Here is a 9851-nt window from a genome sequence, read left to right as displayed (position 1 = left end):
TATGTTTCAACGGACCGGGTAATCAAGGCCGCCAAAACGAAAAGACCTTGAAAGGGATGGCCGTAAGGGCGAAACCATAAGTAGCCGTTACCGCAGAAATGGATATGTACTCCGTAAGTAAGAGCTTGGTCGGCTATAAGGCCGCCAAGATCAAAACAAGATCCCGGTCCAAACTGACAGAGCCGTCAGTTACCAGTCACGCTCCTGACCGGCGAACAGGTTTATAAAGGAAGGTATAAACCTGACAAAACCAGACCACTCAGCCCGGCGCCCCACTCGCATGCGAATTCAGAAAAAAACCGCCCTGCTCGCCGCCCTTCTGATCATCCTGGCAGCGCTGGGCGTTTGGTACGCCACCAAACCCACCACCGCCAAACTGGCCGCCCCCACCGCCATCCCCGTGCGGGTGATCAGCGTCACTGAAAAAGATGTGCCCCGCTACGTCAGCGGCATCGGCTCGGTGTTGTCCTTGCACAGCGTGGTCGTGCGCCCGCAAATCGACGGCATCCTCACCAAACTGCTGGTCAAGGAAGGCCAACTGGTGAACCAGGGTGACCTGCTGGCCACCCTCGATGACCGCTCGATCCGCGCCAGCCTCGACCAGGCCCGGGCGCAACTGGGCGAAAGCCAGGCGCAACTGCAAGTGGCCCAGGTCAACCTCAAGCGCTACAAATTGCTGAGGGTCGACGACGGCGTGTCCAAGCAGACCTACGACCAGCAACAAGCCCTGGTCAACCAACTCAAAGCCACCGCCCAAGGCAATCAAGCCTCGATCGACGCCGCTCTGGTGCAGCTTTCCTACACACAGATTCGCTCGCCAGTCACCGGTCGCGTTGGTATTCGCACAGTCGATGAAGGCAACTTCCTGCGCATGACCGACACCCAAGGTCTGTTCACGGTGACCCAGATCGACCCGATCGCCGTGGAGTTTTCCCTGCCGCAGCAAATGCTGCCGACTCTGCAAGGCCTGATCAACAATCCACAGCAAGCACCGGTCAAGGCTTACATCGGCGCCGACACTGACGGTGAAACCGGCAACCTGCTGGGCGAAGGTCACCTGACCCTGATCGACAACCAGATCAACGCCAACACCGGCACCATCCGCGCCAAGGCCGAATTCGCCAACCCCGCACAGAAGCTCTGGCCGGGCCTGCTGGTGACGGTAAAGATTCAGACAGCGCTGGATAAAAATGCGCTGGTGGTGCCACCCACGGTCGTACAACGTGGGCTCGATCAACATTTCGTGTACAGGGTCAACGGCGACAAGGTCGAAGCCGTGCAGGTGCAGATGGTCTATCAAGACAGTGGCCAGAACATCATCAAAGGTGTGAAACCGGGCGATGTACTGGTCAGCGACGGCCAATCGAGGCTCAAACCCGGCTCGACCGTGCAAGTACTGACCGAGCCGCCGCAAGTGGTCCAGTCGGAGCCAAAACCATGAAGGGCCACGGTTCCATTTCCGCGTGGTGCATCGATCATCCGGTGGCGACGGTCCTGCTGACCTTTGCCCTTATATTGCTCGGCGTCATCGCCTTCCCGCGGCTATCGATCGCGCCACTGCCGGAAGCAGAATTCCCGACCATTCAGGTGGCCGCGCAGCTGCCCGGCGCCAACCCGGAGACCATGGCCTCGTCGGTGGCCACACCGCTTGAAGTGCAATTCAGCGCGATCCCCGGCGTCACCCAGATGACCTCGAGCAGCGCCTTGGGCTCGACTATCCTGACCCTGCAATTCACCCTCGACAAAAGCATCGACACCGCCGCCCAGGAAGTCCAGGCCGCCATCAACACTGCCGCCGGCAAACTGCCCAAAGACATGCCGAACCTGCCGACCTGGAGGAAGGTCAACCCCGCTGACAGCCCAGTGCTGATCCTCAGCATCAACTCGCCGCAGATGCCTGGCACCGAAGTCAGTGACCTGGTGGAAACCCTGCTCGCCCGTCAGATCAGCCAGATCGACGGTGTAGGCCAAGTCAACATCACCGGTCAGCAACGTCCGGCGATTCGCGTGCAGGCTTCGGCGGACAAGCTCGCCGCCATTGGCCTGACCCTGGCGGACATTCGCCTGGCGATCCAGCAAACAAGCCTCAACCTGGCCAAAGGTGCGTTGTACGGTGAATCGAGCATTTCGACCCTGTCCACCAACGACCAGTTGTTCCACCCCGAGGATTACAGCCAACTCATCGTTTCCTACAAGAACGGCGCGCCAGTTCATCTCAAGGATGTGGCCAAAGTGGTCAACGGTTCGGAAGATGCCTACATTCAGGCCTGGGCTGACGGCCAGCCGGGGGTGAACCTGGTGATTTTCCGGCAACCGGGGGCCAATATCGTCGCGACCGTCGACCGTATTCAAGCGGCCCTGCCGACGCTGGAGGCCATGCTGCCGGCCTCGATGCAGGTCAAGGTGTTGATCGACCGCACCCAGACCATCCGCGCTTCGCTGCATGAAGTGGAAGTCACTCTGCTGATCGCGATCCTGCTGGTGGTGGCCGTGATGGCGCTGTTCCTGCGCCAACTCTCGGCGACCCTGATCGTGACAGCGGTGCTCGGTGTGTCGCTGACCGCCAGTTTCGCCCTGATGTACATCATGGGCTTCAGCCTGAATAACCTGACGCTGGTGGCGATCGTGGTATCCGTCGGGTTTGTGGTCGACGATGCGATTGTGGTGGTGGAGAACATTCACCGGCACCTGGAGGCCGGCGACGGTATGCGCGAGGCGGCGATCAAAGGCGCCGGCGAGATCGGTTTTACCGTGGTCTCGATCAGTTTCTCGCTGGTGGCGGCGTTCATTCCGCTGCTGTTCATGGGCGGCGTGGTCGGGCGGCTGTTCAAGGAGTTCGCCCTGACCGCAACCTCGACCATCCTGATTTCAGTGGTGGTGTCCCTGACCCTGGCACCAACGTTGGCCGCGCTGTTCATGCGTGCGCCGGTGCATCATGCCCACAACAAACCGGGTTTCGGCGAGCGCTTGCTGGCGCTGTACGACAAAGGCCTGCGCCACGCCCTCGCCCATCAGACATTGATGATCGGTGTGTTCAGTCTGTCGCTGGGGTTGGCCATCGCCGGTTACATCTTTATCCCCAAAGGCTTCTTCCCGGTACAGGACACCGGTTTCGTCTTCGGCACCACCGAAGCAGCTGCGGATATTTCCTACAGCGACATGGTGAAAAAACACTTGGCGATGGCCGAAATCGTCGCTGCCGACCCCGCCGTCGAGACGTTCTCCCACTCGGTCGGCGTTGCGGGCAGCAACCAGACCATCGCCAACGGCCGCTTCTGGATTTCGCTGAAAAAACGTGGCGACCGCGATGTGTCCGCCAGCCAGTTCATCGACCGGATTCGCCCGCAACTGATGAAAGTCCCGGGCATCGTGCTGTACCTGCGCGCCGGGCAAGACATCAACCTCAGTTCCGGCCCAAGCCGCGCCCAGTACCAATATGTGCTCAAGAGCAACGACGGTGCCCTCCTGAGTACCTGGACCCAGCGCTTGACGGAAAAACTTCGCAGCAACCCGGCGTTCCGCGACATTTCCAACGACTTGCAACTGGGCGGCAGCATCACCCACATCAGCATCGACCGCAGCGCGGCGGCGCGTTTCGGCCTGACCGCCAGCGATGTCGACGAAGCGCTGTACGACGCCTTCGGCCAACGGCAGGTCAATGAATTCCAGACCCAGACCAACCAATACAATGTGATTCTGGAACTGGACACCAAACAGCGCGGCAAGGCCGAAAGCCTCAACTATTTCTACCTGCGCTCGCCGCTGAGCGGGGAAATGGTGCCGCTGTCGGCCCTGGCGAAATTCGATGCGCCGACCATCGGCCCGTTATCCATCGCTCACGACGGAATGTTCCCGGCGGCCAACCTGTCGTTCAACCTGGCATCCGGCGTGGCGTTGGGTGATGCGGTGATCATGCTCAACCAGGCCAAGGCTGACATCGGTATGCCGGCCGCCATCAGCGGTAATTTCCAGGGCGCGGCCCAGGCGTTCCAGAGTTCGCTGGCCAGCCAGCCGTGGTTGATTCTGGCGGCGTTGGTGGCGGTGTACATCATTCTCGGCGTGCTGTACGAAAGCTTCGTGCATCCGCTGACAATCATCTCGACCCTACCCTCGGCGGGGCTCGGGGCAGTGATCATGCTATGGATCTGCGGCCAGGACTTTTCGATCATGGCGCTGATCGGGCTGGTGCTGCTGATCGGTATCGTCAAGAAGAACGGGATTCTGATGATCGACTTCGCGCTGGATGCCCAGCGCAACCGTGGCCTGCCACCGCTGGAGGCGATCCATGAAGCCTGCCTCACACGGTTCCGGCCGATCATCATGACCACGCTTGCCGCCCTGCTCGGTGCCTTGCCGTTGATGATCGGCTACGGCACCGGCGCCGAACTGCGCCAGCCATTGGGCATCGCGGTGGTCGGCGGTTTGCTGGTGAGCCAGGCGCTGACGCTGTTCACTACTCCAGTCATATACTTGTGGCTTGAGCGGATATTCCATAGACCCACACCAGCACAGCAGCCGGTGCTGGCGACCACAGACTGAGGCGGGGTCATGCGCGTTCTGATTATCGAAGACGAGGAAAAAACCGCGGATTATCTGCACCGCGGTCTGACGGAACAGGGTTACACCGTGGACGTGGCCCGCGATGGCGTCGAAGGCCTGCACCTGGCGCTGGAAACTGACTACGCGGTGATTGTCCTCGACGTCATGCTGCCGGGCCTCGACGGTTTCGGCGTGCTGCGCGCATTGCGTGCGCGCAAGCAAACCCCGGTGATCATGCTCACCGCCCGCGAACGGGTGGAAGACCGCATCAAAGGCCTGCGCGATGGCGCGGACGATTACCTCGGCAAACCGTTTTCCTTCCTCGAACTGGTGGCGCGCCTGCAAGCGCTGACCCGGCGCAGCGGTGGCCACGAGCCGGTGCAGGTGAGCATCGCCGACCTGTGGATAGATTTGCTCAGCCGCAAAGCCACCCGCGCCGGCACCCGCCTGGACCTGACCGCCAAGGAGTTCTCGCTGCTCAGCGTACTGGCGCGGCGACAGGGTGAAATCCTCTCGAAAACCGCCATCGCCGAGATGGTCTGGGACATTAATTTCGACAGCGACGCCAACGTGGTCGAAGTCGCGATCAAACGCCTGCGAGCCAAGCTCGACGGGCCGTTCGACGAGAAATTGCTGCACACCATTCGTGGCATGGGTTATGTGCTGGAGAGCCGTGGTGTCCAGTAACTCCATCGCGCTGCGCCTGAGCGGGATGTTTACGCTGGTGGCGCTGCTGGTGTTCCTGTTGATCGGCGGTGCGCTGTATCAACAGGTCGACAAGGGCTTGGGCCTGCTGCCCGAAGCCGAACTCGACGCCCGCTACAGCGTGCTCGAATCGGCGCTCAACCGTTACGGCACGCCCGAGCATTGGGTGAAGATCAACGCCAAGCTCAAGCTGCTGAGCGAAGAAGACAAACGCATTCGCTTTTGGGTGGTCAGCGGCAATCCCGGTTATGAATACGGCCAACCCGACGCGTCGATCCGCGCGTTCGCACAAGGCCCGTTGGGCATGCGCGACATGGCATTGCCCGACCATCCATACCCGCTGAAAGTGCTGCTGACGCAGCTGCCGGCCAAGGACCAGCGTCCGCCGCTGCGTTTCATGATCGGCATCGACACCGAAACCTTTTACGAGACACAGCACCACTTGCTGATCGCCCTGATCAGCCTGGCGATCATCGGTGTATTGCTGGCCTCGCTACTCGGTTATTGGGTGGCGCGGATCGGCCTCAAACCACTGATCAAGTTGTCGCAGGAAGCCCAACGCCTGGCACCACCGAGGCTGTCCGGGCGCCTGCAATTATCGCCATTGCCCCCGGAGCTCGATCAGTTCGTCAGTTCGTTCAACGCCACCCTGGAACGGGTGGAACAGGCCTACTCGCGGCTGGAATCGTTCAATGCCGACGTGGCCCATGAACTGCGCTCGCCGCTGACCAACCTGATCGGTCAGACCCAGGTTGCACTGACACGCGGGCGTTCAGCCGAACACTATTTCGAAGTGCTGCAATCGAACCTCGAAGAGCTTGAACGGCTGCGCTCGATCATCAACGACATGCTGTTCCTCGCCAGTGCCGACCAGGGCAGCAAGGCCACCCAACTGACGTCCACCTCGCTGGCTGATGAAGTGGCGACGACGCTGGAGTATCTGGATTTCATTCTTGAGGATGCGCAGGTTCAGGTCGAGGTCAGGGGCGATGCGCAGGTGCGCATAGAGATCGCACATCTGCGCCGGGCGTTGATCAACTTGCTGAGCAACGCGGTGCAGCACACCGCGCCTGGGCAAGTGATTCAGGTGCGGATCGAAGTCGAGGAGCATCAGGTAAGCATCGGCGTCACCAACCCGGGGTCGCCGATCGCCAATGAGCATCTGCCGCGCCTGTTCGAGCGCTTCTACCGGGTTGATGCTTCACGCAGTAACAGCGGCAACAACCATGGCCTGGGGTTGGCGATCGTCAAGGCGATTGCGCTGATGCATGGCGGGGATGTGTTTGTGCGCAGTGATCATGGGATGAATACCTTCGGCATTCACCTTCCAGTCTGACAGGATGTCCTTCTGCGCTAAAGGACTGTTGCTTTTACCGCAACAGTCCTTTATGCGATCCACGCTTTTTCCCCTCGCCCAAGCCCCTTATCGTTGCCCCACCGAACAGCACTTGCCAAGCAAGAAGGTTTTGAAGATGTCCAACCGTATGGGTATTGCCAGCGCTTTTATTTTGTCGTCCTTGTTACTGTCTCCGTTCGTCATGGCTGAAGAGTCGCCGACATTCGTCGCGCAAAATGCCGAACGCGCCAAGGCCTACGAACAGTATCAAAGCGAACTGACGGCCAAGGCCCAAGAGGCTGCGCAAACCCCTCAAGCATCGAGCACTCAAGCCCAACCACGGGTTGAGAAAGACAGCTGACCCACACGTATCGCTCTGTTTCCCTCGACACTTTTCATCGGCTCTTCCCTTTGAAAAGTTGTCTTCAAAGCCGCTGCTATCAGCGGCTTTTTTTTTTTCGTTGTGGGAACAGGGCACGGATGATTACCGGGTAATTGTCGACTACCCGCTGAATGTCTTCTACGCTTCAATTAGCAAAAGGCCAGCATGTTTTGCTGGCCTTTTTTGTATCCGGGATTTATACAGACGCGCTGGACGCGACCGGTTTCTGGGACTCTGCCCGATTCTTGTAAAAGCACTTTCATAACGCCTTATTTGCAGAAGTCAGAACCATGAGTGTGAACAGTGCGAAATCCCGCGATCCGATCCGTTCGACACGGTCGGAGCGGCTTCTGGTTCTTAGTAGTGTGTTGTTGGTGATTGCGATACTGAGCATCGTCGCGTTTCTGCTGATCCGTGAACGCGCCAATGCCGAATTGTCCGCCGCTCGCGCCGCCAACAATATCGTGCAATTGATCGACGCCGACGTGCTGCGCAATGTCGAACTCTATGACGTGTCTCTGTTGGGTTTGATCGCTGCCTCCCAGCGCGAAGACCTCAAGAACGTTTCGCCTGCCATTCGCCACCTGGCCTATTTCGACCGCGCCACTGCCGCGCCGTACAAGGGCAACATCTTGTTGCTCGACAACAAGGGCGATGTGATCGCCGACTCGGCCTCGGTGGAGCCCAGAAAGGGTAACTATGCCGATCGCGAATACTTCCAGACCCATATCAACAACCCGGACCCTGGCATGTTCATCAGTCGCCCCTTCAGGGCACGGGCGCCGGAACAGGATTGGCGGATCAGTTTCAGCCGCCGATTGAACGGCACCCAGGGTGAGTTTCTCGGTGTGGCCGAAGCCGCCATGCGCTTGAGCTACTTCGATCAGTTGTTCAACAGTTTGAGCATCGGCCGCGACAGTACGGTCAGCCTGATCAGCAAGGACGGGATTCTCCTGGCCCACCAACCCCGCCTGGCCGAAGAGCTGATCGGCAAGGACTTCAGTAGCCGCCCCAATTTCCAGCGCATCGTCAAGGAAGGCAACGGCAGCTTCACCGGCCTGTCCAGTCGATACAAGGACGAGCGCTTGTACACGTTTTCCAAGGTTGGAAATCTGCCGTTGATTGTTATCGTCGCGCTGTCCAGCGATGAAGTCTTTGCGGCCTGGAAGCGCACTGCGGTGGTGGTCAGCTCGGCGACCATTGCCCTGTGCGCAAGTCTGCTGTGGCTGACCGGGTTACTCTGCCGGGAGCTGCGTCGGCGTCAAAGTGCCGAGCTGGAACTGGCACAACTGGCCGCCACCGACCCCTTGACCGGTCTGGCCAATCGCCGAAGCCTGGATCAGGCCCTGCACCATGAATGGTTTCGTGCCCAGCGTTCCGGTCAGCCGTTGTCGCTGTTGATGATCGATATCGATCACTTCAAGGCGTTCAATGATCGCCACGGCCACCAGGGAGGCGACGATGCCTTGCGCTCGGTGGCCAAGTTGATCGACACCCATGTCCGACGGCCGGCGGACATGGTCGCCCGGTATGGTGGCGAGGAATTTTCAGTGATCCTGGCTGAAACCGACAGCGCCGGCGCCCAACAGATTGCCGAAAAAATCCGTATAGCGGTGGAACAATTGCCGTTGGTGGGAGGTGATGTGTCGCCGATTACTGTCAGTATTGGCATCAGTACCTGGACGACAGCCACCGATATAAGCCTGGAACAGTTGCTGTTTGCAGCGGACAAGGCGCTGTATCAGGCCAAGGAAAACGGACGGAACCGAGTGGTCGTCGGCTGACCATTTGTAGTGGATCGACTGGCCCCTTCATGAGCAAGCCCCACATGGGTGCTTGCTCATGAAGGGGTCAGCCCAGACGCCACAAAAAACCGAAGCATAAAAAAAGGCCACCCGAAGGTAGCCTTTAAAAAACTAGAGAGGTTTTTTGCTTACACGGCCGCAACAGGACGCATGTAAGAGATTGGTGCGGTGCTGGCGTCTTCGAACGTCACGACTTCCCAAGCATCTGTCTGCTCAATCAACTTGCGCAGCAGCTGGTTGTTCAATGCATGTCCGGACTTGAAGCCTTTGAACTCACCAATCAGGCTATTGCCCAGCAGGTAGAGGTCGCCGATTGCATCGAGGATCTTGTGCTTCACGAATTCGTCTTCATAGCGAAGGCCGTCTTCGTTCAGTACACCATCCGCGTCGACCACAATAGCGTTTTCAACGCTGCCGCCGAGTGCGAGGTTGTGCTTGCGCAGGTACTCGATATCACTCATGAAGCCAAAGGTACGCGCGCGGCTGACTTCTTTTACGAACGAAGTGCTGGAAAAATCCACGCTTGCACTTTGTGTGCGGTCACGGAAAACCGGGTGATCGAAATCGATCTCGAAGCTCACTTTGAAACCTTCGAAAGGGACGAAAGTGGCGCGCTTGTCGCCGTCTTCCACTGTCACTTCCCGCAGGATCCGGATGAACTTCTTGGCGGCGTCCTGCTCTTCCAGGCCAGCCGATTGAATCAGGAATACGAAGGGTCCAGCGCTACCATCCATGATCGGGACTTCGGACGCGGAGAGCTCGACGTAGGCGTTATCGATGCCCAGGCCAGCCATGGCCGAGAGCAGGTGCTCCACCGTGTCCACTTTGACGTCACCGTTAACAAGCGTGGTCGACATAGTGGTTTCGCCAACGTTTTCCGCGCGGGCAGGGATCTGCACCACAGGGTCGAGGTCAGCACGACAAAACACAATGCCGGTGTCGACAGGCGCTGGCTTGAGGGTCAGGTAGACCTTCTCCCCGGAGTGCAGGCCGACACCTGTGGCACGGATAATATTCTTCAGGGTGCGTTGTTTAATCATGGCATGGGCCGCTTCAGCGCAAATTGCGAACTGGTATCAACAAA

General features: G+C 59.1%; 7 protein-coding genes. 6 read left to right on the top strand and 1 reads right to left on the bottom strand.

The features are described 5' to 3' along the window. The first annotated feature begins 280 nt into the window (after window positions 1–280). The 6 genes from AC30D7_RS26855 (at window position 281) to AC30D7_RS26830 (ending at window position 8746) form a co-directional block, all read left to right on the top strand. Window positions 281–1441, top strand: coding sequence for an efflux RND transporter periplasmic adaptor subunit (locus AC30D7_RS26855; protein WP_490136082.1), 1161 nt, complete (start codon window positions 281–283; stop codon window positions 1439–1441). After that, a complete protein-coding gene (locus tag AC30D7_RS26850; protein ID WP_490136081.1) occupies window positions 1438–4539 on the top strand; it encodes a multidrug efflux RND transporter permease subunit in 3102 nt (1033 codons plus the stop codon). Before AC30D7_RS26855 ends, AC30D7_RS26850 begins: the two co-directional genes overlap by 4 nt. 9 nt (window positions 4540–4548) lie before the next feature. Continuing rightward, window positions 4549–5226, top strand: coding sequence for a heavy metal response regulator transcription factor (locus AC30D7_RS26845; protein WP_490136080.1), 678 nt, complete (start codon window positions 4549–4551; stop codon window positions 5224–5226). After that, window positions 5216–6580 (top strand): heavy metal sensor histidine kinase, encoded by a 1365-nt coding sequence (locus AC30D7_RS26840; protein ID WP_490136079.1) that lies wholly within the window; start codon window positions 5216–5218, stop codon window positions 6578–6580. Before AC30D7_RS26845 ends, AC30D7_RS26840 begins: the two co-directional genes overlap by 11 nt. A 136-nt stretch (window positions 6581–6716) precedes the next feature. Next, window positions 6717–6941 carry a hypothetical protein gene (locus AC30D7_RS26835; protein WP_490136078.1) on the top strand — a complete coding sequence of 75 codons (225 nt, stop codon included), beginning with the start codon at window positions 6717–6719 and terminating at the stop codon, window positions 6939–6941. A gap of 311 nt (window positions 6942–7252) precedes the next feature. Continuing rightward, window positions 7253–8746: a sensor domain-containing diguanylate cyclase gene (locus AC30D7_RS26830; RefSeq protein ID WP_490136077.1), complete on the top strand. Its 1494-nt coding sequence runs from the start codon at window positions 7253–7255 to the stop codon at window positions 8744–8746. Window positions 8747–8895: 149 nt separating this feature from the next. On the opposite strand, the gene lpxC is transcribed toward AC30D7_RS26830, so the two are convergent. Beyond that, entirely contained in the window at window positions 8896–9807 is a 912-nt protein-coding gene (gene lpxC / locus AC30D7_RS26825; RefSeq protein ID WP_007939852.1) for a UDP-3-O-acyl-N-acetylglucosamine deacetylase, read from the bottom strand. Window positions 9808–9851: the final 44 nt, after the last annotated feature.

Source organism: Pseudomonas sp. DF5 (assembly GCF_058148225.1).
This window is presented reverse-complemented; position numbering and strand designations above follow the sequence as displayed.